This is a genomic window from Ferrimonas sp. SCSIO 43195, assembly GCF_023716685.1.
Lineage (GTDB): Bacteria > Pseudomonadota > Gammaproteobacteria > Enterobacterales > Shewanellaceae > Ferrimonas > Ferrimonas kyonanensis.
Genome location: NZ_CP072679.1, coordinates 1,297,621 through 1,323,701, shown reverse-complemented (window position 1 = coordinate 1,323,701; position 26,081 = coordinate 1,297,621). Strand labels below are relative to the sequence as shown.

General features: G+C 56.7%; 23 protein-coding genes. 10 read left to right on the top strand and 13 right to left on the bottom strand.

The window, feature by feature from the left end; translation table 11 throughout:
- Positions 1-154 precede the first annotated feature (154 nt).
- The 3 genes from J8Z22_RS06425 to creD all read left to right on the top strand — a co-directional run bounded on the left by J8Z22_RS06425 (position 155) and on the right by creD (position 3,685).
- Positions 155-826: a response regulator gene (locus J8Z22_RS06425; RefSeq protein WP_252009555.1), complete on the top strand. Its 672-nt coding sequence runs from the start codon at positions 155-157 to the stop codon at positions 824-826.
- Positions 823-2,265, top strand: coding sequence for a two-component system sensor histidine kinase CreC (creC, locus tag J8Z22_RS06420; protein ID WP_252009553.1), 1,443 nt, complete (start codon positions 823-825; stop codon positions 2,263-2,265). Before J8Z22_RS06425 ends, creC begins: the two co-directional genes overlap by 4 nt.
- 73 nt (positions 2,266-2,338) lie before the next feature.
- On the top strand, positions 2,339-3,685 hold the full coding sequence (creD, locus tag J8Z22_RS06415) for a cell envelope integrity protein CreD (protein ID WP_252009551.1): 1,347 nt from the start codon (positions 2,339-2,341) through the stop codon (positions 3,683-3,685).
- Between the two features lie 62 nt (positions 3,686-3,747).
- On the opposite strand, the gene J8Z22_RS06410 is transcribed toward creD, so the two are convergent.
- The 6 genes from J8Z22_RS06410 to J8Z22_RS06385 form a co-directional block, all read right to left on the bottom strand.
- Positions 3,748-4,746 (bottom strand): phospholipase A, encoded by a 999-nt coding sequence (locus J8Z22_RS06410; RefSeq protein ID WP_252009549.1) that lies wholly within the window; start codon positions 4,744-4,746, stop codon positions 3,748-3,750.
- A 138-nt stretch (positions 4,747-4,884) separates the two neighbouring features.
- Positions 4,885-6,270 carry a methyl-accepting chemotaxis protein gene (locus J8Z22_RS06405; protein WP_252009547.1) on the bottom strand — a complete coding sequence of 462 codons (1,386 nt, stop codon included), beginning with the start codon at positions 6,268-6,270 and terminating at the stop codon, positions 4,885-4,887.
- 151 nt (positions 6,271-6,421) lie between these two features.
- Positions 6,422-7,075, bottom strand: a complete 654-nt coding sequence (locus tag J8Z22_RS06400; RefSeq protein WP_252009545.1) for a DUF3313 domain-containing protein — start codon at positions 7,073-7,075, stop codon at positions 6,422-6,424.
- Positions 7,076-7,296: 221 nt separating this feature from the next.
- Positions 7,297-8,505, bottom strand: a complete 1,209-nt coding sequence (locus J8Z22_RS06395) for an FMN-binding protein (protein ID WP_252009543.1) — start codon at positions 8,503-8,505, stop codon at positions 7,297-7,299.
- 52 nt (positions 8,506-8,557) lie between these two features.
- On the bottom strand, positions 8,558-8,833 hold the full coding sequence (locus J8Z22_RS06390) for a hypothetical protein (protein WP_035415967.1): 276 nt from the start codon (positions 8,831-8,833) through the stop codon (positions 8,558-8,560).
- A gap of 12 nt (positions 8,834-8,845) precedes the next feature.
- A complete protein-coding gene (locus J8Z22_RS06385; RefSeq protein WP_252009541.1) occupies positions 8,846-10,264 on the bottom strand; it encodes a reductive dehalogenase in 1,419 nt (472 codons plus the stop codon).
- Positions 10,265-10,588: 324 nt separating this feature from the next.
- On the opposite strand from J8Z22_RS06385, the gene J8Z22_RS06380 reads away from it, so the two are divergent.
- Positions 10,589-11,503 carry a transporter gene (locus J8Z22_RS06380; RefSeq protein ID WP_252009539.1) on the top strand — a complete coding sequence of 305 codons (915 nt, stop codon included), beginning with the start codon at positions 10,589-10,591 and terminating at the stop codon, positions 11,501-11,503.
- 1 nt (position 11,504) lies between these two features.
- Here J8Z22_RS06380 and J8Z22_RS06375 read toward each other — a convergent pair whose 3' ends face one another.
- Positions 11,505-12,473: a LysR family transcriptional regulator gene (locus J8Z22_RS06375; protein WP_252009537.1), complete on the bottom strand. Its 969-nt coding sequence runs from the start codon at positions 12,471-12,473 to the stop codon at positions 11,505-11,507.
- 358 nt (positions 12,474-12,831) lie between these two features.
- Between J8Z22_RS06375 and J8Z22_RS06370 the strand changes: the two genes are divergently transcribed.
- The 6 genes from J8Z22_RS06370 to J8Z22_RS06345 are packed head-to-tail and all read left to right on the top strand — an operon-like array spanning position 12,832 to position 18,103.
- Positions 12,832-13,932, top strand: coding sequence for a tetratricopeptide repeat protein (locus J8Z22_RS06370; protein ID WP_252009535.1), 1,101 nt, complete (start codon positions 12,832-12,834; stop codon positions 13,930-13,932).
- 25 nt (positions 13,933-13,957) lie between these two features.
- Positions 13,958-15,478 (top strand): 4Fe-4S dicluster domain-containing protein, encoded by a 1,521-nt coding sequence (locus J8Z22_RS06365; RefSeq protein ID WP_252009533.1) that lies wholly within the window; start codon positions 13,958-13,960, stop codon positions 15,476-15,478.
- Positions 15,478-15,786, top strand: a complete 309-nt coding sequence (locus J8Z22_RS06360; protein ID WP_028113777.1) for a hypothetical protein — start codon at positions 15,478-15,480, stop codon at positions 15,784-15,786. Before J8Z22_RS06365 ends, J8Z22_RS06360 begins: the two co-directional genes overlap by 1 nt.
- Positions 15,787-15,833: 47 nt before the next feature.
- A complete protein-coding gene (locus tag J8Z22_RS06355) occupies positions 15,834-17,027 on the top strand; it encodes a 4Fe-4S binding protein (RefSeq protein WP_252009531.1) in 1,194 nt (397 codons plus the stop codon).
- A 4-nt stretch (positions 17,028-17,031) separates the two neighbouring features.
- Positions 17,032-17,277: a hypothetical protein gene (locus J8Z22_RS06350; RefSeq protein WP_252009529.1), complete on the top strand. Its 246-nt coding sequence runs from the start codon at positions 17,032-17,034 to the stop codon at positions 17,275-17,277.
- Between the two features lie 49 nt (positions 17,278-17,326).
- Positions 17,327-18,103 carry a hypothetical protein gene (locus tag J8Z22_RS06345; RefSeq protein WP_252009527.1) on the top strand — a complete coding sequence of 259 codons (777 nt, stop codon included), beginning with the start codon at positions 17,327-17,329 and terminating at the stop codon, positions 18,101-18,103.
- A 1-nt stretch (position 18,104) separates the two neighbouring features.
- Here the strand turns inward: J8Z22_RS06345 and J8Z22_RS06340 are convergent, their stop codons facing one another.
- From J8Z22_RS06340 to J8Z22_RS06315, 6 genes are all read right to left on the bottom strand, one after another.
- Positions 18,105-18,986, bottom strand: a complete 882-nt coding sequence (locus J8Z22_RS06340) for an AraC family transcriptional regulator (RefSeq protein ID WP_035415971.1) — start codon at positions 18,984-18,986, stop codon at positions 18,105-18,107.
- A gap of 112 nt (positions 18,987-19,098) precedes the next feature.
- The gene (locus J8Z22_RS06335) at positions 19,099-19,350 is read right to left on the bottom strand and encodes a hypothetical protein (protein WP_252009525.1); all 252 of its coding nucleotides are present in this window, start codon (positions 19,348-19,350) and stop codon (positions 19,099-19,101) included.
- Between the two features lie 147 nt (positions 19,351-19,497).
- Positions 19,498-22,947: a zinc-dependent metalloprotease gene (locus J8Z22_RS06330; RefSeq protein WP_252009523.1), complete on the bottom strand. Its 3,450-nt coding sequence runs from the start codon at positions 22,945-22,947 to the stop codon at positions 19,498-19,500.
- A 24-nt stretch (positions 22,948-22,971) separates the two neighbouring features.
- Positions 22,972-23,826, bottom strand: coding sequence for a hypothetical protein (locus J8Z22_RS06325; RefSeq protein WP_252009521.1), 855 nt, complete (start codon positions 23,824-23,826; stop codon positions 22,972-22,974).
- Positions 23,827-23,901: 75 nt separating this feature from the next.
- The gene (locus tag J8Z22_RS06320) at positions 23,902-24,333 is read right to left on the bottom strand and encodes a hypothetical protein (RefSeq protein WP_156897071.1); all 432 of its coding nucleotides are present in this window, start codon (positions 24,331-24,333) and stop codon (positions 23,902-23,904) included.
- Between the two features lie 432 nt (positions 24,334-24,765).
- Positions 24,766-26,067: an inosine/guanosine kinase gene (locus J8Z22_RS06315; RefSeq protein WP_028113782.1), complete on the bottom strand. Its 1,302-nt coding sequence runs from the start codon at positions 26,065-26,067 to the stop codon at positions 24,766-24,768.
- Positions 26,068-26,081 lie beyond the last annotated feature (14 nt).

The window sequence follows — 26,081 nt, the reverse complement described above, 5'->3', positions numbered from 1 at the left end:
AACTCCCTGAAATTCAGCGTTGATTTCATTATAACCAGCCACAACAAAGTGGTAACGTTTTTCTCTGACTCCAGCAACACCGATTCGGCCACCACAAGCAGACCCAGGCAGAAGCGGGTATACTGTCAGCAACGTCGCCAGATTGAGTAACACATTGAATATCCTGATTATCGAAGACGAGCCCGCCATTGCCGATACCCTAATCCACGTCCTGGAGATGGACGGCTACGACAGCCATTGGGTTGCCAGCGGCGGTGAAGGGCTGACCTACCTGCGTCAGCAGCACGCCGACCTTGTGGTTCTGGATGTCGGTCTGCCGGACGTCAGCGGCTTCGAGTTGTGTAAAACCATCCGTGGCTTTTCCGACATTCCGATCATCTTCCTCACCGCCCGCGACGACGTCATCGACCGTGTGGTGGGGCTGGAGATCGGTGCCGACGACTACGTCACCAAGCCCTTCAGTCCCAGAGAGGTGCTGGCCCGAATCAAATTGCGCATTCGCCCCCGCGCCGCCGAGGCACACAGCACCACAACCACCGACGGCGAACTGATCAGCCACAATTTCGATTTCAACTGCAATGGCCAGCCTCTGGGCCTGACAGCGGTGGAGTTCAAGATACTCAGCAAGCTGATCGAGGCTGGCCCCAGAGTGTTGAGCCGCGAGCAGTTGATGATCGCCGCCGACATGGCTGCCGATGCGGTGTACGAGCGCAACATCGACTCCCACATCAAAGCGATTCGACAAAAACTGAAACCCGCTGGGCACGACGCCCGGCTGCACACCAAGCGCGGGTTCGGCTACTACTACCAGAGGGCGGCACCATGAGCCGCTGGCCCCGTATTCCTCTTGGACTGCGCCTGTTTCTGCTGTTTTTTGTCCTGGTGGCAATGACCGCCTACTTTGTCAGCAAAACCGTGATTCAGGAGGTCAAACCGGCCGTACGTCAGGCCACCGAAGAGACCCTGGTGGACGTGGCCAACCTGCTGGCCGTGCTGGCACAGCAACCGATGGCCGCCGGTAACCTCAACCAGAGCCGGTTTGCCGAGCTGCTGAGCACCTATGGCCAACGACAGCCACAGGGACGACTGTGGGAGTTTGGCCACAAGACCATCAACCACCGCATCTACATCACCGACCGCAATGGCATAGTGGTAGCCGACTCCTGGCAACAGGACATTGGCCAGGACTTTTCCCGCTGGAACGACGTCTACCTGACCCTACGGGGCCAATACGGCGCCCGCAGTACCGCGCTGGATCCCGATGACCCGCTGTCCACGGTGATGCACGTCGCCGCTCCCATCATGGATAACGGCGCCATCATCGGCAGTGTCACCGTCGCCAAGGCCAACCGCTCTGTTCAGCCGTTTATCGACCTGTCGAAACAAAAAGTGGCGTTTTGGATGCTGATGATGACCCTGCTGGTTCTGCTGGCCGGCGCCCTGGTCGCCTGGCGTATCAACACCGCCCTGAGCCGATTGATCCATTACGCCAATCATATGGGACAGGGAAAGCCGGTGACCAAACCCCGTTTTCGCATCTTCTACGAATACGGAGCACTGAGCGATGCCCTGGAGCAGATGCGCAACCAGCTGGACGGCAAGCAGTACGTAGAGGACTATGTTCAGACCCTGACCCATGAACTGAAAAGCCCGCTGTCCGCCATCCGTGGGGCCAGCGAGATCTTGCAGGCACCGCTGCCAGCGGACAAGCAAAACCGCTTCGCCGGCAATATTGAACGTGAAGCCCGCAGGATGCAGTCGCTGATCGATCAATTGCTGCAACTGGCTCGACTGGAAAAGCTGCCTCAGTTGGAACAGGTTGAGCCGGTAATGCTGGCGTCACTGGTGGAGGAGGTGATTGCCTCCGCCGCCCCAAGGCTGACCCTGAAACAGCTCCAGTGCCAAGCGTCGCTGCCCGGCTCGCTGCAGATTCAGGCAAACCGGTTCTTGCTGCGCCAGGCCCTGTTTAATTTGATGGACAACGCCCTCGACTTTGCCCCTTCGGGCGCCAGCCTCAGCTGGCAGGCCCAGTGCGACCATGGCAGCATTGCGCTGTCCCTGTTCAATCAGGGGCCGGCCATTCCCGACTACGCTCTGCCTCGAGTCCGAGAGCGGTTCTTCTCCCTGGCACGCCCTGATGGCGCCAAGAGCAGCGGACTTGGGCTTCACTTTGTGGAACAGGTTGCCACTCTCCATGGCGGAGAGTTGCAGCTGAAGAATCATCAGGATGGCGTTCTGGCGACCCTGCGGCTACCGTCTCCATAAACTCTCCACACAGGCTCCATACGCGCTCCACACAAGGGTTTTACTCTGCCTGTACCCCACCAGGAGAGTGAATATGAAACCCATAATACGCAATGAGATGGCCATTAAATTTGGCGTGGTGATACTGCTGTTCCTGATGCTGCAGATACCACTGATGATGATCGACAGCCTGATTGCTGAGCGCAACCTGCGGCAGCAGGAGGTCAAGCAGGAGATCGCCCGCAGCAGCAGTGGCCCCCAGCAGTTCATCGGCCCGCTGCTCGTCGCCCGCTATCAGGAAACCGTCACCCTCGAAGGCCAATCCCACCAGGTCAGTCGGCAGGCCATCGTGTTACCGGAACGCTATCAGTTCCAGGCCAATCTCAATAGTTTCGAGAAATACCGCGGCATCTACACTGCCCGCCTGTATCGGGCCGACAGCCAGGTACAGGGAAGCCTGAACCTCTCCACGCTTAGCGATCTGCCCAAGGACAGCATCGAGTCGCTGGCTTTGGTGGTGGCAGTCAGCGACAGCCGCGGCATCGGCGCCATCGACACCCTGACCCTCGACGGCCAAGCCTATGACGTGGAACCCGGCACCGAGTTGCGCCAATGGCCACAAGGGTTTCATGCCCCCTTGCCGCTGTCGCTGCTGCAGCAACAGACACCGCTCGCGTTCGAGTTGGCGCTGCAACTGCAGGGAATGGGGCAACTGGAGGTAATGCCGGTGGGAAATGCCACCGAGGTCACACTGTCCTCACCCTGGCCACACCCCAGCTTTATCGGTGACTACCTGCCGGTGAGCTCTGACATCGACCACTCCGGTTTTCGCGCCCACTGGGTAACCAACAACTTCTCCACCAACATTCGCCAGCTGTTCACCCTGTGCCTGCAGAGCTCGTCCAACTGCGGTCAGCTGAATGCCAGGCAGATGGGTGTCAGCCTGATCGACCCGGTGGATCACTATCTGAAGTCCCACCGGACGGTAAACTACTCACTGCTGGTGATCACCCTAATATTCGCCAGTTTCTTTCTGTTGGAGCTGTTTCAAGCGCGGCCGATTCACCCGATCCAATATGGCTTCGTCGGTCTGGCGCTGGCGCTGTTCTATCTGCTGCTGATTTCACTCAGCGAACACATTGGCTTCAACCCCGCGTACCTGATCTCGGCACTGGCTTCCACAACCTTGCTGGGGGTGTACGTTAGCGGAATGCTGCCGGGACGGCGTCAGGGAGGGGTGTTCTCGGCCTGTCTGTTGGCGCTGTACGCCATGCTGTTTGGCCTGCTTCAGGCGGAGAGTTACGCGCTGTTAATGGGCAGCCTGCTGTGTTTTGCGATATTGAGCCTGGTGATGGTGATCACCCGCCATGTCAATTGGTACCAGAGGCAATCGACCTCTGCGAATGCTTCCGCGAAGCTTACCCCTGATATTCAGGACTGACTTCACCCTGACCCCAATCGTCACTCAAACCACCGGGAGCTGGCGCTCCCGGTGGCAGCAACCTAGAGGATCGGGGTCATCTCCAAACCAACACCGATGCGGTTGGTCTTAACGTTGTAGTCGATCAAACTTTCTCCATAGCCATAGAAGTACTGCACATAGCCACGGACCTTGTTCCCCAACGGAAAGGTCCACCCCAGCTCCGCCGAGCCACGGTTGTCTTTCACATCCAGGTTATTTCGGAACTGGCCCATGAAGGTGTGCTCTTGATACTTGTACAGCACCCCTAACTCGCCATAGCCCAGGTAGTCGGTGATGTCCGGGTTATCATCGCCGCGGCTATCCTCGGGAGAGGTCTTTTCGTCCTCTGGCAAGCGATACCATCCCGTGGCCGCCACGGTCCAATCGCCGCGTTCGAACACCGCCGTCCCCACCAGACGATTCCAACTGCGACTCTTGTCGCCGTTTTGACCATTGGACTGATGGTTGATGCCAAAGCCCACGACCGGCAACCGCCAGTCTCCCAGCTGCCAATCCACTTTTTGTGCCCAGAACAGCTCTGGCTCGTGGTTGGTCTCCCGAAACGGCGCCGAGTGGTCGGTGTTGTATGCCTGCCACCAACTTTGGTTGGTGTAGGCAAAAAACAGCCGACCGGAGTCAGAGAACAGTGGTACCGTCAGCGGCAACTTGAAACTGAACTGAAATTTGATCTCCGAACGCTGCAACGGCAACTCTTCAGGGTCAAACGGCGCCTGATTCGGTGTGTCGTTATAGGTAAAAGGCAGGATGTAATTGTGTCGGTGCGCTGTGAGGCTGAAATCGGATCCAGCCACCTTTTCCTCATCCTCGATGCGCTGTTCCAGCGCCGACTCCTGGGGCTCGCTGACGTCAGTGTCGCGACGCTGTGCCGCCAGGGTATCGGTCTCGATCGGCTCAGCGCACTGGGCGCGCAGCTCAGCCACGGTGGTGTGTGCCGTCGCCGTTTCAAGCGCCTGCAGCAGGCACTGCTGCTGTTGCGTCGCCAGCGGCGCAGCCGCCATCATCGCCAGAGTTAAGCCCATTGCCCATCCTTAGCATTGTAAAAATTTGATATCAGAGTATCAAAAACTCGATTCAAACATAACAGTCACTTAAGCCAAACTCCGACGAACAGACACAAAAAAACCGGCCAACGGCCGGTTTCATCACTCCCAGGTGCGTTACGCCCTGAGATCTTTCACCAGCCGCTCGATGACCTGTGCCTGCTGGCTGATGCGATCCACATTGCCGGCGGAATCGCGAATCATCCCCACCACGTCATGGGACTGGCTGCGCACTCGCTCCAGGCTGGAGGCGATCTCCGCCGCCACACTGCCCTGCTGGGTCGCCGCGGCGGCAATTTCGGCGCTGCGATCGGAAATCGACAGGTTCAGGGCACTGACCCGCTCAATCTCATCGTGGACGCCGCTCATCAGGGTCTGGCTCTGATGGGCGTTGTCCACCGTGCTGTCGGTGACCCGCTTCAACCCCAAGCTGTGTCCTTGCAGCCCCTCGACCATCCCCTGAATCTCCACCGTGGCCTGCTGAGTCCGGCTGGCCAGGGTTCGCACCTCATCGGCAACCACCGCAAACCCGCGCCCCTGCTCACCGGCCCGGGCCGCTTCAATGGCCGCATTCAGCGCCAGCAGGTTGGTTTGCTCGGAGATGGCGTTGATGGTGGTCAGCACCTTGCCAATCTCGACACTGCTGGCATCCAGCTCCGCCACCGCCTGACGCGCCTGCTCAATCTCCTGTGCCAGGGTACCGATGGCACCTCGGGTGTCATTCACCTTGCGCTGCCCTTCATTGGATGCGTCGGCCGCATCTTGAGTTTGTGCCGAAGAGTCTTCGGCATGCGCCGCCACCTCCCGAATGGAGGCCTCCATCTGCACGCTGGCGCCAGCCAGGCCGTCGATCTGCGATTGTTGGTCCGCCGCCAGCAACTCAGACTGCTGGCTCATGCTGGCCAGCTCCTCACCAATGCTGGACAGCAGCGATGAGGCGTTGCGCATCTCCAACACCAACTGTTGCTCACGCTCGGTAACCCGATCGATGGTCACCGCCAGCAGGCTGAACTCATCCCGGACCGGAATGTAGTTCAGTCGTTGCTGCAGATCGCCATCGGCCAGGTTCTGCAGGGCCCGATAGGTACTGAACATCGCCCCGCCAATAAAGGTCATAACGTAATACGCCACCATTGCCGCCACCACCACCAGCAGTGCCAACAGCGTCCATTGCCAGGCCGCCAGCTGTAACAACAGGCCGGGCTGTGGACTGGCCACCACCCGGTATCCCTTGGCGGAGCGGTCTGGCTCCAGAGTCAGACCGCTGCCCTGTAACCGTTCGGCCATCTCGGTCCGATTCAGGTCGGCAGCGGCTAACAGCCCCTGCACCAGTTGCTGTTGCTGAGCCAGAGCTTGGTCGGCACGATGGTCCGCCTGCCGTATCAGCACCGAGGAAAAGAACAGGAAAGCCACTAAAGGCAACAGGAAAATGAGGTAGAATTTTTCTCTCAAACTGAGGTGGATCAGCCATTTGTCCACCCAGCGAAATGCGACTTCTTTCATTCTGAGACCCACAGAATCTGCATGAATAACCGGGCCAACTGCGCTTATGGATGCGCATATGCCAACCCATGTAGAACACAGCCAGTATAATCATCCATAAAGATATTAAAAGGATGTTATCACCTGGACTTATGGGTTGGCGATTTAACGCTCAATTGTTAAAAGACTGCCCCAGTCGCTCCACCCACCAATCGATGGCGTCTTTGACATCATCGGTGGAGTCGATGATCGCCCCCAGCCCCTTGCCCCCCTGACGGCGATCGATGGCCGCGATCAGCGGTTGGCCGGTTTTGCCGTCTCTGACCAGCAGTTCAATGGTGCCGCCCCCGACGTTGGTGTATTCACCGGTGACCACTTTGGACAGGGTGGAGATCCCCAGTCCCACAGGTAACACAGTACTGGTCACCGCCAAAATTGGATTCGGCGTCTCGATGTTGGTCAGGGCAATGCTCATCCTCAGGGTCGAATCATCCACCTCGTCCACCAGCGTGAAACGGCCATCGAGCTTTGCCACGATCGCCTCGGTGATGTAACCGGTCAGCTCATCCACTTGCTCGGTGGTGATGCCGGTGTCCTCGTCCACCACCACCCACACCTGCTCCAGAGCCAGCTTATCGTAGCCATTCAACCGCTGTTGCAATTCGGCCACTGAGGTGATGGTCGGTGCCGCCCACACCAGATCCACGCCCCCTTGCGGGCCGGGACGAAAATCCTCAAAAGAGCTAAACAGGGCATCATGCTGAACCAGCCTCTGGGCACAAGCGGTTACCAACAACACCGGCAGCAGCAACAAAAATCGTTTCATCGAATTCTCAGTGAATCAACCATCAGTGGCGGCAGTTTAACAGGAGTAATTCCAAAATAAAGCAAGAGTTAAGCCGGGTTAGAACACGCCACTATCCCGCCACTGCTGAAGAAAAAACAACAGGATAACCACAAGCGTCAGGAGGATGACTAGGGTGGTACACAGAGCCTCGCGGGTGGTCGCCTCGCGACTGCGACGCCCGGCTTTGTTGCGCTGCCCACTCATGAGCGCCTCCCAATGATCCGAGCCCCGGACAGAAAACGGCGCCCCCTGGCCCGAAGCTCCAGCATCAGGGTCAAGAACCGCCCCAGCGGGCAAAACAGCCGGCACCAGAAATCGCTGACCACAAAGGCCCCCAGCAGACTCAAGGGCAGCAGATACCACTGAACGCCCAGGCCATCGAGAGAAAACAGCATCGAAAACGGCTCGTAGGCGCCCATGGCCGGGGTCCGCGACAAGAAAATCAGCATCAGTGACAACCACAGCAAGCCGTTGGCCAGCCATTTGGCCCGACGCTTCAATGCCGGATGCAGCGCCAGGTTCAAGCCACTGATGCGCTGTAGCCACTTCTGAATCTGGTGAAACGGGCACAACTGGCTGCAATACAGATTTCGTCCCAGCAACAGGATCGCGCCTAAGGTACCCGCCAACATGATGTACCACAGCGGCTGCTGAGCCGGAGATGGGAAGTAGCCCAGCAGCATCGAGCCGATCAGGCCGATGGACAGTGCCGAGTTCAACCAGTAGCCAATCAGCACCACCGATGCCGCCGACAGCACCCGGTTGTAGCGCCCCTGATAAGCTCGAGGGACCCGACGGCTCAGGGCCGCCGCCACAAACAACAACACCGCCAGTAACTCCTTCAGGCCAAAGTGCAATTCAGGCTCGGCCCAGGATCGCGTCAACCCCAGCCCGGCTGCGGCCTGATGGGCTCCCTGTCGAATGCTCGACGTCAGCCCCCGGGAAGTCAGGGTCGCACCGCTGAGCGCATCCACCCCCTGCCCCAGCAAAAAATCACTGTTGGCCATGTGGCCGCGAAACTGGCGCAAAAACTTACCGTCGGCAAAACGAAACAGGTATCCCGGCGTCTCTTTATGCGACACCAGTCGAGTATCCTGTACCCGCCCCCGCTCATCCAGAATCACCGCACTCACCAGAGGCCCGCCGTAGCCCTGCCCCTGCCCCAGGCTCACCGTCATCACCTGGTTCCCTAACGTTACTCGATACTGCTCGCCAGAGGCCTCCGCCAGTCGCTGAATCTCGGCACCAGGAAATACCCCTTGCAACGGCAAACGGTGATCCGGCTGGCGCCACACCAACCCCACCACCAAGGCGGCCAGCAGAGACAGCCAACACAGGCGCTGTAACCATGGCAGCCTATTGGTATCCGCCCGCGACGCGTTGCTGCCGCGGTTGTTCGATTGCTTCATCGTCTTCTCTTATGAAAACGGCCCCCATGGCCGGCATGGAGACCGCACAGGCTCACTTTCTCGCCGGCAGGACCCAATGGCGCACGGTTAATACCGTGACCATCAGTGAGGACAAGCCAAAGCACAACAAGCCCATGGCGCCAGACTGGGGCTCCCCTTCGGCAAAGGACCCCCAGGACCAGCCCACACACACCCACAGCAGCACAAAAGCCAGCCAAAGACCCAGGTTGGCTTTCCAGTCCAGGGCAAAGGTGCACCGCAGCCTCAGGTAGCCCCACAGCGCCGCCGTGGTGCCCATTCCCATCAAGTACCACATCAATCCCATCATCGCTTGTTCCCCTTAACTAAAGTCGCCACTGAATCCGCTGACCCAGAACTTCTCAATCGCCTTTTCATCGTTGACGTTGCCATAACCGAACAGGATGTCCGCCTGGGTCATCATGCTGTGCACCATGCCACCGGTGAAGGTGTTGGAGGCATCGATCAGGCGGTGATGCCAGAAGTCCGGCTTATTCCAGGGACAGGCGGCGATACAGATGCCACAGTCACCGCCATTCTCGGCCCAGAACTTGAAGCACTTCTTGGAGTCGCTGTAGAACTTCAGCACGCCCTTGTGGTTTTCCCAGCAGTACTCTGGGTTATCGGAGCCGTCGTAGGCGGGCGCCATGGTGGGTTTGTCATCCATGCAGATGGCACCGGAGGGACAGGCGTCACCGCAACGCTTGCAGTGCTCACAGAACGAGATGATGCCGAAGTCACGGGGCTTGTCGTAGGCCACCTCATCCAGGTCCAGATCGGTATACACCTTGCAGATGCGCACCCGAGGACCCAGGTTGGGCGCCACCAGGGCGCCATTGCGAGCGCCTTCACCGAGACCGGCTGAGATGGCGTAGGCCACCGAGTTGCCCAGGTCGTTGCCGGAGCCCACCGCTTGATAACCCAACTTGCGCAGGAAGTGGGCCATGGAGCCGGCGATCAGGCAACTGTTGCTGTAGCCCATACCAGCGGTGGAGGAGGCGGGGATTGCCGGTGCGGTAGCCATCGCCTCGTAGTCCATCTCTACCAGCATCACGATCACGCTCTTGGGCTCGAACGGAAAATCCTCCTCCCAGGTGAGCGCCTGCTCCGAGCGCACGTCGTAGATGGGATCGTAATCCCAGCGCTTGTCGCGCTTACAGATCCCTACCCGCACCGCCCCAAAGGTCTTGGCGGCAGTCTTAATGGCACTGATCTTCTCGACCGATCCCTTGAAGGGATAGCGATGCTCATCCACCCCGGACTGATCCCAGCCCAACACACCGCTATTGGGAATGCCGGCAGACTGCAACGGCGCCATGACATCCTGGCCATGCCAGCACGCCTGCTCCAGGGCGAAGTCCAGCTGGGTGTAGCCCGGCTTGCTGTTATCCGCCCGCTGGTGGGCGGTGGCAAAACGGAACATCCCCTGCTGGAAGTTAAACGGGGTCTCACCATTGCGGGTGGGGCCGCCACTGTCCTGGCTGAAATTGAGGTTGCGCTCCGGATGCGCTTCCACCAGCGCCTTGCTGCAGGCGTAGGTCAGCAGCACATTGCGCTGGTCAAACGGCTTGAAGTCAGCAGCCAGCGGACGGGGATAGCCATCCAGCTCCACCCCCTCCATCTTGTGCTTCAGCCAGGCCCCGGCACCGGCCACTGCGCCCACTCCGGCAACGGCGCCGGCGCCCAGTTTCAGAACCTGGCGACGACTCTCATCGACACCGACTTCCGGTTTATCACTCATGGTTACCCCTGTATTGAATAAACAACATGTAAATACGTTGGCAAACACTCTACACCCAATATCTAACCCTATTTAAAAGTTCGCTTGAAAAACACCTTTGCAAATTAAGCAAAAAAGAATCACCGCAGATAAAGATCAAACTCACATAAAGCATTAATGCTGACCAATAGAATGAGCACCGAATAGAAACGCTCACCAAAACAGTAAGCCAAACATATTCAAAGCCGAATTAAGTTTATGAGTTAATTCAAAACTCGGCATCAGCAACAAAATAAATTAAAAAATAACTCGACCTAATTCATTTATATCAGTATCGAGGAACCAATGATGAAAACGCTTCCCCTTTCTTTCGCTCTGACTGCCATCATGGCCAGCTCAGCCTTTGCCGCCACTTCCGGTTCTCACTATCCCATTGGTGGTGAAGGGGTCATGGCCGGCACCCCGCCGCCTCCCGGTGTCCATTACCGTATGTACAACACCTGGTACAGTGCCGATAAACTCACCGACAACAACGGCGATGACACCGGGCTGGACGTCGACATTGACGCTTACGTGCAGCTGCACCGGCTGGTGCATGTCACCGACAAAAAGTTATTCGGCGCCAACTGGGCCTACAATGTGATCGTGCCAATGGTGCATGAGAAATTCAGTTCCGATGCCTTGGGAATCCACGACAACACCAGCTTCAGCCTCGGCGACGTGGTTCTGGAACCGCTGGCGCTGTTCTGGTACGGCGAGGAGTTCGACGCCTGCCTAGGTCTGGCGGCGATCGCCCCGACTGGCGACTACGACGCTCACGACGCCGCCTCTGCCGGCATGGGATTCTGGAGCGGCATGCTGACCCTGGGCGGCACCTACTACATGGGCGACAACCGCTCCTGGAGCGCCAGCATCCTGACCCGCACCATCTACAACGGCAAGCAGGATGACACCAACATTCGCCCCGGCGCCGAGTTTGCGGTTGAGGGGGGCATCGGCAAGCAATTTGCCCTCAATGACCGCTGGCTGGCTCGCCCCGGCATCAGCTACGGCGCCAGTTGGCAGATCAGCGATGACAGCAAAGACGCACCCGGCGTGGTGGCTGACCATCACAAGGAGAGCTACAGTGTCGGCGCCGAGCTGAACCTGATGTACCTGCCCTGGCATCTGCAGGGCAACCTGCGTTACGCCACCGAGTTCGGGGCAAAGAACACCAGCGAAGGCAGCTCGGTGGTGTTTACCCTGACCAAATCATTCTGATTCAGGACTCAGGGGAAGTGCGCTTCCCCTGAGCCTCGATATCCAGCCCCTCTGGCGCCATCTGCTCAACTTGTTGCTGCAACCGCTGATACTCCCGTTGAACGAAATCAAGAGCCAGACTCACCTTGTGAGACAAAAAGCGGCGGTAGGAGTACAAGCCCCAGGTGTTGACCTCGCAACAATAACGGCCAGCAAACAGCAACTGCAACCGACCACTGTGAATCTCCTCCATGCACATCACCAACGGCGCCCAGACCACCCCCATGCCCGCCACCGCCGCCGAGATGCACAAGCCATTATTCTCCGACTCGATGGGTCCATCCACTTCGATGCAATGGTCATTGCTGCCATCGTTCCACATCCACAGGTTGCCCGGCTTTACGCCCTTGGGTGACATCAGGCAAGGATAATCCACCAGTTGCCGCGGATGAGTCAGGTGCGGATGAGCGGCAATAAACTCCGGGCTGGCGAGAAAACCACGCTGAAATGAGGCCAGCTTTCGCCCCACCAATGACGAGTCCGGCGGACTGAACTGACTGATAAAGATGGTAATGTCGGCTTGAATGTCCATGGGGTTTTGTCGGCTTTGATAGGAGAGGAATTTCAGCCTTAATTTGGGGTACTGGTCATAAAACTGCCGCAGTGACGGCACCATTAACTTGTTCACAAAATCGATTGGCGCCGCAATAACCACGTCGCCCTCGGGCTCCTGCTGCATTCTGCCGACCGTCAACTCCAGGGTATCGATCTCCGCCAAAATGACATTGGCCCGCTCGAGCAGCGCCTCACCCGCCTCAGTTAATGCCAGGCTTCGAGTGGTTCTCTCTAATAAACGGCTGCCGAGCTTTTCTTCCAATAAAGCTATTCTGCGGCAGACTTTTGATACCGGAATCCCCAATACTCTGGCCGCTTCACTCTGGCTGCCATATTCAATGACAGCAATAAACAAGGCAAGATCATCTGTATTCATCACGCTCTCAATACGTCACTGTGTGAATAATGAATTATCGGAAGTTGCAGAGCGGACTTTCGTGATCAAGTCCCGGCTTTTACTTTTCCTTGGCTCAATCCATTGCGCTTCACCTCACCGCTGAAATTTACTAGGACAAACCACACATTTCGATCTGCATCCGCCCTCCCAAAATAAGCAAAAACCCATCAACAACCGTTGTTTTATGAGTATTTTAAGTCTCCCTATAAATGGGAAAGATCACAGTTTTCTTCTAAGGGCAGATTTTTATCATTCAGGGTCCGGTTTTCACCTTTTGACCATTCAAAAAAACAACAAAGATCCTCTCCATTAACCATTCCATTACGGCGAGGCCCAAGTGTTGGAAACCAAGTGGTTCACCCTGCTTCAGCAAATTCATCGAATCTATAACGCTGAAGAACGCTATCCGCAAACCGAAGCCCGGTTGATTGATACCTTTCAGTCAACGCAGCAACGGCTCACCGACATCAATAATCGCGACCACAGCGACGACTGGATCGCCCATGAAGCCTTCACATTGGTTGTCAGTGAACTGCTGACCAGCGGCGAGCTCGCCCTCCCCGCCCTCAATGAGCTGTTTGAGCTGTTGATGAGCGTGAAATTACCTCGTCTGGCGCTGATTCTGGTCAACCATTCGGCATCCCAGCTGTCGGCAGGGGACGTGCAGCTCAAGCGTGCTTTAGCACTGTTTCAACTGGGGGAGCGTGAGTCGGCCCGCCAATGCCTGCAAGACGCGTTGAGGCTGATGCCGGATAACCACCTGTGCCACTTCCACCTTGGCTACCTGGAGGTGTGGAGCGGCGAGATGGAGCAGGCGGTGACCGCATTCAATCGCTGCCTCGAGCTGGCACCGGACTATGCCGGCGCCCATCAGAACCTGGCGGGCTGCCACTACCAGTCCTCGGAGTTTCAACTGGCCATCGACAGCTGCCAGCGAGCCCACCAGCTGCAACCCGGCATTGCCGCCACTTACATCACCGCCACCAGTGCCTGCATCGCCCTGGAGCGATTCGACGACGCCGACCAATGGCTGCAACGGGCCCAGGCCTTCAACTTCTCCTCGGCGGAATTTGTGCGCCTTGACGGACTGGTGGCTCACTTCCAGTCTCGGCATCAGCAGGCCTGCGAGTCTCTGAGTCAGTACCTGCAGCTGCATCCCACCAGCTATGACCTGATGGCCATTCGCGCCCGCTCACTGCTGGAGCTCAAACAGTGGCACGCCCTCATCGACGACACTCAGGCGTTGCTCAAGCTGGATCCCTTCGATGAATGGTGCCTGGAGACGCTGTTCCTGGCTCATTTCAACACCGGCCAGTACGCCGACGCCGAGCGCGCCATGGCCGAACTGGGCAAGCAGTTCCCGGCCTACAAACTGCGTCACCAGCAGCTTGTCGATGAGATTCGCCAACAGCAGGCGATTCCGGTTCAACTCAAATAACAACCACCAAAATAGGGGAAACTCAATGACCAAAAAACGGCTGAGCGAGGGTGTTAACGACGCATCTCGCCGGACTTTCCTGAAGATGGGCGGCCTGGCTGCGACCGGCGCCACCTTAGGCGGTGCCGCCGCCGCGGGCTTCGTACTCGGTCGCGACCCCGACGCCAATGTCGGCTGGGGACGCACCGAGGCCGGGGCCGACATGTTTATTAATCGCCAGCCCTTCCAAGTGGAGATCGCCCCGTCCCTGAAACCGGTCGGCGACGTCATTCGCCCTGACTGGGGGGACTTTCTGTTTAATCGGGCCGGGGCCATTGCCCATGCCATTAAGGAGGGCTGGGATCCAGCCCAGGGATGGCAGAACTTTCCCGACAGCCGGGTTCGCGCCTACTACGCCCAGTACCCGGATCGCTGGCAGGAGATGCTGCAGTCCTTTAGCGCCCACAAGATTCACGATGACAACAAAGAGAAGCACCGGGATCGCTTTGCCCTGGCCTGGGCGTACGACGCGTCCTGGCACAAGGGGCTGATGACCAGCAATTTTCCCCCTAAGCCCCAGGGCCATCCGGATCAGGATGACTTCAAGTGGGTAAAACGTGAGCCGGTGGAGTTCCAGTCCCCAGCCCATGCCTCGAAATTGATCAAGCAGATGGCCAACAAGTACGGCATGACCCACGTGGGCATCGCCAAACTGGACCCCGCCTTTGTGTTTAAAGGAATGATGCGGGGCATGAAGGAGTGGGGCGATGAGATTCCGGCTCACTGGAAAAACGTCATTGTGTTTGGGGTACCCATGAACTGGGATCCCATGTACGCCGCCGTGGGCTACTCCACCTCCAAGGAGGCGTATTTCCGCGCCTCCACAGCCGCCGGCCTGATGTCGGCCTTTCTGGGGGAACTGGGCTACGCCGCCCGGCCACAATGGCCTGGCATCGACTATGAAATCATTCTGCCCCCCATTGCCATTCAGGCCGGGCTGGGCGAAAACGCCCGAAACGGCATTTTGATGACCCCGGAAGTGGGACCCAATATTCGCCTGGCGGCGGTGATCACCAACCTGGATCTGGAAGCAGACAAGCCGGTGGATTTGAAGATGAGCCACTTCTGCGAAGACTGCAAAATCTGCGCCGATTCCTGCCCCAGTGGCTCCATCACCGACGCCGACGCCCCGGACACGGTGGAACGCGGCTTTCGTAAGTGGGACTTTAATCAGGACAGCTGCTGGCGCTTCTGGAACCAGGGCCCCAGCGAAGGCGCCAAGGGCTGTCGCGTCTGTATCGCGGTGTGTCCTTACACCCGCAAGAACAACTGGATTCATGCGCTGGTGAAGAATCTGGAGCCCCGGGACCCCACCAGTATCACCCGCACCACCCTGTTGGCGATGCAGCACAACTTCTTCTATTACCCTGACGCGGAGAACTATCACGCCGACTGGTCCGGCGGCAACTTTGCCAGCTATCACGAGCCACCGGAATGGATGCGCTCTGAAAACTACCTCAAGGTTGAGAAAACCTGGGATTACGACGGCAACTGGGAGGCCTTCTGATGTTTCCACAATCCACACTGCTCGACCCTCTGTTCTGGATGCTGATGGGCGCCACCCAGGTGCTGGTGTTTGCCGGCGCCAACCAGTGGTTTAAAGAGTTGAAATTAGGTATGAACGCCTGGAAATGGGGGCTGGTGGCCGGTTACTGGCTGTCGCTGGTATTGACCCTTGCCGGCGCCTTTACCCTGATGGGAGAAAACGAGGGCAATGCCGGCTGGTACCTGCTGGGCACCGTTGGTCTGGCCCTGGTGGTTGCTGGTGTCGGCCTCGGTAAATGGCTGCTGTACATCCGCCCCGATCAGCGCTGATTCCTTTCACTTTGCGGGGCTGGCTGCCAGCCCCGATAAGGCCCATTATGAAACCCGGATCCCCCCTCTCCTACTCCATCGAACGACTGGCCAGCATGGCCTCGCTGCTGATCCTGCTGGCCGCCTGGTTCTTAGGCGGCCTGCGCATCGCCGACCAGCAACATCAGCAACTGGCCAGCCTGCTGCCCGCCTCCCTCAGCCTGCAACAAACCGCAGCCGACCGCTTCGCCGTTGTTACCAAGGACGGGCAGCAGCATGGCTGGTTAACCCTGGGGCGCGGCAATGGCTATGGCGGCACCACCACCCTCGCCAGCCAGGTGTCCATGAGCGGACAGGTTCAACAACTGGCGGTGCTCGGCATCAAAGACACCCGCTCCTACGTGGATAAGGTGGTCGACGCCCAACTGATACAGCCGCTGCTGGGACAACCGCTGTCCGCAGCCATCAACATCGATGCCATCAGTGGCGCCACCATCACCTCCAATGCGCTGCTGCATGCCGTGGCAGCGGCCCACGACAATGCCCGGGCCGCCCTCGACGGCCGGCCGGCCCCCAAGGTGGCGAGCTCAAGCATGACTCTGGGCTGGGTCGACCTGCTGGCCGTCGGCCTGTTTGTCGCCGCCATCGGCATCAACCGCTCCCGCCATCGCCACAAGACGCGCTGGCAATGGGCACTGATGCTCACCGCCTTGATCAGTCTCGGGTTTCTCTCTGCAGCACTGTTCTCTTCATCGACTCTGGGGATGCTGATCGCCGCCGACTGGCTGCACGGACTGGGCTGTTACACCCCGCTGCTGTTACTGACTCTGACTTTGGGGTACCTGCTGTGTTTTAACCGCAACCTCTACTGTCAGAGCCTGTGTCCCTTCGGCACCGCCCAGCAATGCCTGGGCAAACTCGGGGGCGCCAAAGCCGCCAGCCCCAAACACAGCCTGTACCGCTGGTTTCCGCGACTGTTGCTGTTGACCGCCTTGAGCCTGGGCCTCTACTACCGCAACCCGGCCGGTTTCAGCTACGAGCCGTTCGCCATCCTGTTTGGCTTCACCGGTTCCTTGACCCTGTTTGCCCTGACGGTGGTGGTGTTGCTGACCTCGCTGCTGATTCATCGCCCCTGGTGCAAGACGCTGTGCCCCATTGGGCCGCTGACGGAATACCTGATGTTCAACAAAAACTGGATTCGCAAAACCCTCAAGAGCCGCCGTCGTCGAGCCCGGCGCATCGCCAGCCGAACCCTGGAGTAACCCCATGAGACAAAAAGCCATCACCGTGTTTTATCTGTTATCGGCACTGCTGATTATGGCCAACCTCAGCGCTCAGGTGCAGCGGCAACACGCCTCCAGTGCAGCCACTACACCAGAGCTGCGATTTGTCTACAGCGCCGCCGAGACGCCGAAACAGCACCAACAAAACGAGGCTCTGAAGCACACGGTCAGCGACTTCCTCGACAGCGAGTCTGAACTGCTGGAGTACTACCACCAGGGGCAGCAATAACCTGCCCCTTCCTAGCCATCACCGTGACACCGACAAAGGGAGCCAAACCATGAGCCAAGCCTTACGCCCATACTCACCCCAGTCCCCTGAGCCCACTGCCGAGTTAAGCTCAGTGCCAGCCGCCGCCGGCATCGGTCCGCGTCTGGCCAGGCTGCGCGACCAGTTCGGCTTTGCCGACCTGTGCTACTACTATGACCTGACCACACTGGATCAATGGAGCGTCGGAGGGCTGGAGAAAGCGAAACTCATCAAGAAGATGACCAAAAGGCGCAACCTGTTCACCAGTTCGGTGGCCGCCCGCAAGCTGTGGCAGGATCAGAGCCGCTGTTACCACAGCGCCGAAGAGGATCTGCAGGCGATGTTTGACCGTCCCTGTCATCACTGGAATCTGGGCCCCAGCCAGGGCCCGCTGCGAAAGTCCCTCTACCGCCACGGTTATCAACACAAGCTGACGCTGTCGATTCCCTGCCCGCTGGCAACGGCCATGACCGGTCGCTTTACCCTGCTGTTTGCCAATGGCGACGAGCATCAGCAAACGCTGGACAGCCTGGAAGCGCTGACGGCCGAACTTAGATTGACCAACCTGCAGCTGTCTCTCGACTATTCCCGCGACATTAACCCACTGGTGGATTACAACATCATCAGCCCGGTCTCCGCCTACGTCCTGAAGTTACTGGCACAGGGCCACAGCCGCGACAGCATGGCTCAGACCATGAACCTGACTCTGCGGGGCATCGATTATCACATCGGGGTGCTAAAACAATCGCTTCAAGCCAGCAACATCGCCAATCTAATCGACAAGGGCAACAAGGTCCGACTGCTGTAGGTTACTTGGGGATCGCCACCGCGTGGCGACTCATGCTGCGAAATTCGCTGGGGGTCATGTTGGTGTGATGGCGGAAAAACTTGGTCATATTCGTGGCTTCGACAAAACCGGTGTTGGTGGCGATAGTGCAGATAGACAGGTCGCTGTACGCCAGCAGTCGCTTCAACTCCAGCAAGGTGCGTGAATCCAGCATCTGCTTGGCCGACAAGCCGGCATTGTCCTTGGCCACCTTATTCAGCTGTTTGACGCTTTTCCCCATTCTCTGGGCGTAATCGCCGACACTGCGGCTGATCTTAAACCGGGTTTCAATCAGCTCGATGAACTGCCTGAAGGCGGCATCGGCGCTCAATGAGTCCGAGCGGTTGGCTGCCTGGCGCTGATGGCGAACGACGGTTTTCAGCAACACAATCCGCAACAAGCCACGCACAATCTCGGCCTCAAATTCAGGCACCGGCAGCGAGTACTCTCGAAACAACTCCTCAAACAAGGCATCGACGCTGGGGTCGCAATGCTCAATACAGGAGACCTGAGAGTAAGCGTTCACCAACTCCTGCTCGTAGCCGTCATTGACACCATTACCAAACAGATCGTCATCAAAGGTAATCAGATAACCATCGATGTGTTCATTCAGTTCAAAATAATGAACCTGATACTTGGACAGACACAGCAGGGTGCCAGGCTGCAGCTTATACAGTTTGTAATCAATGAAGTGCTCGCCCTCGCCCTCGGTGATGTAGACCAGGGCATTGAACTGAATCCGGTGCGGTAACCGGAACGCATCCCGTTCCCAGGTCTCCAGAAAATTCCGGACTTTGTAGATAGAGAAGTTGATCGGCTTAGGGCCAAACTCTGAACTTACCGATTTAATCTCTGCATCAGCCATTGGAAGGGTCTTTAGCAATAATCACGACCTGAATTATAACAAAAATTCACCAGCGTCAGGACTCAGGCCCCGGTTCTGAGAGCCCGGTCGCGTCCCCACAGACCGCGCGCCATCAGAGATGGTGGCGTCCTGAGCGCTGCCAGGACAACCCAGATGCCGGCATCGATGACGCCAACCTGGCCACGTCGCCCGCGGTCAATTGATGGCCATAATGACAGGACAATGCCTCGAGGTAATGTGCAGGAATACGGCGAGCCTGGCGCAGGCCATACAGGTGACTTAAACGGGTCTGCGTCTTTAGCGCCAATGAAGAGCAAGGAATCCCCCGCCTGGCCAACAACCTGAAAAATGCCCGTCCGTCCATAATGATTCCTGAATTCGCCAAAACACGCCGGCATTATCACCATCGATGATGACAATCCGGTCTCAGAAATACGTCGCGTTTGTCATAATTTACCAGCCATCAAAAAGGCCGCCTTGCGGCGGCCTTGAGGTTAGTACGGTAAGGGCGTTACAGTACCGGCAGGTAGGTCAGAACCTGGCGGTCGCGGCTCACCTGACCGTTCAGCAGTTCTCCAATGGTGGTGCCAGGGAACGGCTCAGTCGCCAGCGAATCCGGATTGGCAACCATCCATGCGTCGATCTCATTGATGCGCCGAATCAGCGCCAGAGCCAGCACGTTCTCTGAAGTGGCTACGTAGTTACGGCCGTTCAGCACGATGCTGGCCTCGGTGGCCAGTGCCGGACCATCCAAATGGATGCCCACGTGTTCACGCCACAGACGGGCTTTCTGCTCGCCGCGATAATCGCTGTCCCAGGAAGCATCCACCACTTGATACAACATCATCTCCAACAGATTACTTCGACCTTTAGGAGCGCCTTGAGACGTTGCAAAACCAAAGAACGATGCCACCGAGTTGGGGTAGCTTGGCAAAGCCTCAATACTGCTGTTAACAAAGTCCGCACCCTGAGGCAGGAACTTCTCCAAGTCATCATTTTGATGACAAGCATTCACTAGGGTCAGTGCATCATTGGCACCAAATCCGATTCCATCGCCCACGGTCATTTCACACAGCATGTCAGTGAACAGAGTATGAACTTCAGGCAAGTCAACAAGCGCATTGTAGGACCGGCCTGAAGTGCTGCGATTCGTCGTCCGGCCGACCAAAGCGCGAACGGCCAACAACTTGTCCGGCCACACTCCCAGCACATCACGCTCGTTGACATAGGGATGATCCGGCGAACTGATCGGTGCCTTTAAACCGTTCAGCAATCGGCCACCCACAACTGCCTCAACAGTCAACTGCGACTGAAACTCAGGCTTGAGTCCACTCCAAACCGCTTGTCCCATCTCGGCAGTCTTGTTGCTCAGATGAGTCAATACTTCTCCAGGTTCCAGCCCCAAAGAGGATCCATACCGTTCTTGGAACTTTGACAAAGACATTGAATCAAAACGTTGCCGACGGCCGTCCTTCCAGTTCAGGAATAGGTCAACGGTTGCGTCTTTTTCTCCCATCAAGGTCAAGAAAAACTCGGCGGCACGTTGCTCAGCCCGACTTGCGGCACAATACCAGGCATCTTCACCTTGAGAAGCCAGTTCCTCGCAATTTTTTACCCAAAAATCGGACGGCAAGTTAAATTTTTCCTCAAGCTCCCCTCGCCGTGCCGAATCTTCGATAAACTGACGAATGTCATTGAACAGCGCTTTTCTCGACAATGCATAGCTTATCGCCTGATCTTCAAACAGAACCTGCCTGTTATGGCGCAAGTTCATGGTTTCGTAGCTGTCCTGATAACGATCAATGTAAAACTGAGCGATCTCATCCAGATCCGCCCCCGCATCACCACGGTTGCAGTTGGAGTTCAGTGACACATGGCCATCAGTACAGAAGGCGTAGGAGCGCAATTCGTTATCCTGAGCCACATTGTAGAGGGCACCAAAACGGGTTTCGCCGTTAACGATGCCGTTTCGCAGTTCCTCGCGACGCTTGTCGTCTTGCACTTTCAGAGACACAAACTCACCAGTTTCAGTTTCCACCTCACGGGCATAACCGAAGCGCAGTGCGGCCAGATCATAGGGTTCAAAGGTGGTGGCGAAGCGGTTGACGTTGTAATCCATCTGGCTGGAGAACTCGGCATTGGCCGTCAGCCCGGGATAACCGGCATCGGCAAACGCCTTATCCATCGCCTCTAGTTGCGCTTGAGTAAAGGTATTGTCGTGATCTCGGCTACCAGCGAAGTTGTGGCGCAAACCAAAGGTATGTCCCAGCTCATGAGTCAGAGTCCCGGCGAACGCCTGGGCCGCCAGCTTGGTGGTCAGCTCATCCTGCAGCGACACCGGCATCTTCTCAAACGCAATCAGCTTGCCACCGACACTGCCATCGACCCACAGTTCTGGAGTTTGCCAGTCAATCTCATGCCCCTTGATACCCGCTGGCAATTGCCGAGTAGATCCCCCGGTGGCATAAACGTTATCCACGTGCATCATGGAATGTTCGGACCAATAATCTTGTGTGCTCTGCTCAAACTCCGCCAGCGCGGTAAAAGAGTTGTCCTTTGGCCGGACAGGTAGGGCGGGCGCGCTAACCAGCAAAGCATGTTGTGGCTGCTCGTAAGCCGCTTCTGCTTCGGCAGACACCACCAATTTAGGACTGTCACTGACCTCAGCCGCCTTCTGGTATTCCACTCCTGTTAGCGCTGAGGTGGTATCAGCATCCAGCTTGCCACGGTTGTAGTCCAGGCGTACCTGGCGGTAGTAACGCACCGCCCCTTGCTTAAGGTTGGAGCTGTACTGGTTCACCCGGGCACTGACGATCTCGCCGGTCAGAGGGTTGGCGGCAGACGGGCCGTAGCCAGCCAGACCATTGTCCAGTGGCTCATCAAACAGGGTGATGTTGCTGTAACGCAAGTCACCGTGGTGCTTATCGTTAGCCTGCGCCAGCTTCACTTCCGGGAAACCGGTCTTGAACATGGCGTTTTGCAGGTTGATGGCGGTCACCGACTCATAGGCGGCGTCCAGGAACGGCTTGTTCTTCGGCTCAAAGAAGTTGTTACTCAGATGGTAAGTGACACTCTCCTTGGCCGGGTTGAAGCGGTTCATGTAGGTGCGCACGTAACCGTCGACACCGTCGCTGTCGGTGGCATCCCGGTAGTTGTGGCTCGAGGTGAAGAAGCCGTAGGTGCCTTTCTCATCTTCACTGTAGGGCAGCGCCTTATAGTCGGCGCTGGCCAACTGATCCACCGCCACGATGGAGATAAACTCGGTAGTAGAGAAGGACAGGTTATCCAGACTGCCACGGTAGAATTGATTGATGCAGCTCATGCTGGCCTGATAGGTGTGTTCAATCTCGAGGTTGAGCACTCCTTTGTCCAGATCCATCTCATAACCTTTCCAACTGGCATCTTCCAGCAGACGGGGCGTTCCAACCTCCTCGACGCACTCACCAAAGGTGAACAGATCATTGATGTTAAGCTCGGCCACTTTGGGCTCAGAAAAATCCGGTACAAAATAACGCTTCTGATCCCAGGTCAGGTTGGCGTCCTTGTTCTCCTGCTCGACGTTGATGCACTCACGCCATTTATCTTCGGTGCACTTAAAGTCGATGTACTTTCCAGGAATAGTCAGAATCGGAGCCAGGTTCATGTCGGTATCCCAGCGGGTGTCATGACCCAGGCCGATGGTATCGCGGTCAATCTGACGAACCTGAATGCCCTTAGCGGTTCTTCTCAGGGTCACCAGCTTCGGGTCCCCCTGAGTGAATCCACGAATCGCTGCCGCATAACGGGGCGCCTTGCCGACGCTGCGAATATACAGGTACTGACGCTCCGAAGCCTTATCAATATCGGCGGTAGAAACCTGCCTTATATCCTTCGGAAACTCTTTATAGGGTTCTTCTCCTGCGCCACAACCTGACAGCGCAAATACGCTGGCGATGGCCAGGAATAATACTGACTTTCTCATCTTTCCCTCATTGCTTATCTGCATTTATAGATATTTGGTAACGGACATATAAAAGGTGGAACTTTTCTTGTTGTAGAACTCAAACCCCTGATAAGAAGCACGCTCTGGGTTATAAAATCTGCCGCTGTTGTTATGACCAATGGCCACTACGGTCGATGGCATAAACTCCCATCCCAGTTCCTGGGCAAAAATAAAGGAGTCATCCAAACCTTTTCCATAGTAATTTTGGGCCCAGCGGTAGCGACCGTTGACTTCGATGTACCAGTGTTTAGAGAACTGCCACAAGCCGTCGGCCACCAGGTCAAACTGGTGTTCCGTTAACACCTCTTCTCCGGCGGTTTTGTATTTATAGCTGTTGTATTGATACCGAGGAGACAGATAAAAATTCCACGCCTCATCCGGAGTCCAAAACAGGTAAGACGCCAGCCTCGGCGCGTATTCGAGTCGCTGCTTATCGGATAGGCGACTGCCGGGCAGATACACCCCGACACTGCCCTTAACCGACCAGGTATCGTTTATCTGGTGCAACGGCGTGCGAAACTCAAAAAACGGGTCGTAAAAGCTCGGCTCCTGCCCATGCAGAGTTTCCTGCTCACCGCCAACCGTTAGTAGCCATTGACCAAAGTCGGTTTTATAGCTGACGCGAGCGTCGAAGTTAAACGCCTCAAATGAGTTGATACTCTCTGAGCTGTAGCTGTTTCTGGCGTAACCGGCGCTGACATAGCCCGACCAGCTGGACTGCTGATCCTGCGAGATGTCGTACTCGATGGCCGCCTGGGATCCCCCAGACAGACACAGAGCACTGAGCGCCAGCCACGCCCTGGCCCGACCAGTACAGTTACGGCGACGCAACTGGGCCGGGGACGGTGCTGATTGCATATCATCCAACCTAAAAATTAATTCGAATTATGATTGCTGTATTGGAAAGTTAGTTTTCCAGTCAAAACTGGATAACTAAGAAGGACAGCCTTTTACTGGCTTAATCCAATCCAAAAGAATGGAGTGTGGATTTTTCGCAGAAAGAGTCGGCTTATTGCAGTGATAAAAATAGCTAACCAAGCCATAAGCAAGGAATATGAAGAGATAAATGGGAACGTCGATTTCCACACTTTGAGACTCATACTCATTGCTCAAGCCTGAACTTGAATACAATACACTTTTTGAAGGTGCATTGGGTTTATTGCATTGAGCCGAAAATCTCTGAGCCCCTTTGAGTTGACCTGATTCTATATCTAAATTACAGGCAGCTAATTTAGCCGTGCCTTGGTCTGCATAATCCGAATAAATAGACAGGCCGGTGAAACTCAAAAGAGTCACCATCAGCACCGCTATAATTATTCGGACGTTCAACAACACCAACACCAACATGTAAATATTTATTGCCACATTTTACTGATGACAATAAAAAGTAAAGGGACCCGAATTCTAATCATGTAAAAAATGACAGATCAAGTAAGCAAAAGTAAGAATTCCGAGAATTGTATACAACAAACTGAAATTTGTGGCTCAGCCTACACTTTTGCCATTAACAATTTACACCCGCCGCCACGCAAACCAACACCGACATCACCAGCAACTCACCAAACCCTAACAATTAACCTTTGTCTTTCTCAGTGTAAATTCACTTTCACCGACCCGATCACGATAACCCCACCGGGCAGGAACACTTTCTTCCAACTCGTTCAGCTTGGCTTCAGCTCATTCCATCCCCCCAATTCCCACTTACCACTTATGAATAGAACCGAATGATTCGCGCATAAAAAAACGCCTCAAGCAGAACTTGAGGCGTCTTAGGGTCTGTGGGGTTCTGAGTGGCGTTTAACGCTCCCAGTACGCCTCTTCCAGGCTGTCCTCACGCTCGGGCAGTGCCCGAGACAGGCGAGGTGAGTGCTGAGCCAGCACTTCGTAGCTGACCCGGTTGGCGTATTTGCAGATCTGAGCAAACGAGGAGTAGCACAGGCCATCGAAGCGGTGCTTGCTGGAGGTCGGCAGGTTGGTTCTGTGATAGAAGTTGGCCGCCATGTCATGCAGCAGTGCCGACAAGGCGCCGTCACCGGCACCGTTGGTGTTACGAATCTTCTCCGGCCCGCCCATGAACGGGGCGATGTGCGAGAACACCTTCAGTGGCTCGGCGCAATCGCTCTTACGCATCGGGCGGGAGAACTCGTAGTGATTGAACTCCGGAATGGAGCCTGGCAGCAGGGTGTGCGACGTCTCGCGCTTGGTCTCTTCGCTGGTGTAACCCGCCATATACAGCCCCGCCGGTCCGGCGGTGCACAGCACCAGATCACACCAGTCCAGCGCCTTCTCACACGCCAGCAAAATGTCTTTTTCGCCGGTCAGCGCTTCCGCCTCTTCCTCGTTCATGGCCAGCACCGTAACGTGCTCGGCAATGAAGGACTGCCACCACTGCGGATCCTCCTCGATCAGGAAGCGGGTTCCCAGCGTCAGCACCACCGGTACGCCCGCCGACTTGGCGTACTCGATGGCCGCCATAGCCGCATCGGTGATGGGATCGCCGCCGGCCCGCATCAGGTAGGCGGTCAACACCAGCGCCGCACCGGACTGAACCAGAGCCTTATCGATGTAATTCGGGGTCAGCTTATCCATGGCACCTTTGGAGATGGCAAAGGTGCGCTCACCACAGTCGGAGATCAGGGTAAAGCAACGGCCGATGGGGCCTTCTACCGGCTCCAGATGGTCCAGATCTACCCGTGAAGAGGTGTTGCACAGATAGCGGTAGGCGTAGCTACCAATCAGAATATTGCGACTCATCACCCCAAACAGCACCGAACGGTCGTCGGCCAGGGTGGAGTAGTTGTGCAGGGTGTTGCCGATGGTGCCACCAGCAAATTCATTGGAGATCAGCGCCCGCTGCTTCAACTCGTCGTACAGAGCATGAGCAGTGGCGTCGTCGATCAGCATCGAGTTGCCCTTTCGCAAACCATGGCGGGCGATGAAGTCATCGTCGACCTTGGCCTCAATGTCCACCAGAGTCTGGTCAATACCGGTGATGTGGGTATGTTTAGGACGAATTACCGGGTTCAATTCATTGGTGAGGGGGTCCCGAGCATCTACCGGAAAGTAGTGCTTGGACTTGCGTTGGCCAGGGAATTTCATTGCGCGTCAACCGT